This window comes from Mycolicibacterium pyrenivorans (assembly GCF_025821625.1).
Lineage (GTDB): Bacteria > Actinomycetota > Actinomycetes > Mycobacteriales > Mycobacteriaceae > Mycobacterium > Mycobacterium pyrenivorans.
The window spans coordinates 1-420 of sequence record NZ_JACKSH010000230.1 but is presented as its reverse complement, the minus strand read 5'-3'; the positions used below and the strand labels follow the sequence as shown (position 1 = coordinate 420).

Below are 420 nucleotides of genomic sequence, written 5' to 3'. Positions count from 1 at the left end.
TCCAGGCCCCACGGCAGATCGGTCGGGCGGCCGTACAGCTCCTGGTTGAAGTAGTTTCCCAGCCGGCCGATGGCCTGAGCCAGGATCACCCCGGGTGCGATGGCATCACCAAAAGCCGGCAGCGGAATTCCGTGCCGGCGGCAGCCGATCCATGCGCCGACGCCACCGAGCGCGACCGCACCCCAGATGCCCAGGCCGCCGTCCCAGATCCGGACGGCTGCCCCGATACCTGCACCGCCCTCGGCGAAGTACGTGCGCCAGTCGGTCATCAGGTGGTACAGGCGGCCACCGATGAGACCGAACGGCACCGTCCACAACGCGATGTCGTAGATGACTCCCGGTTCACCACCGCGCGCGACCCATCGGCGATCGCCGATGATCAGCGCGGCGATGATGCCGGTGATGATGCAGAGCGCATAG

At 67.6% G+C, this 420-nt stretch carries 1 protein-coding gene; it reads right to left on the bottom strand.

What is annotated here, in order from left to right; translation table 11 throughout:
- Window positions 1–420 (bottom strand): prolipoprotein diacylglyceryl transferase family protein (locus H7I57_RS24695; protein ID WP_264026745.1); only part of this gene is annotated, 420 nt, incomplete at both ends.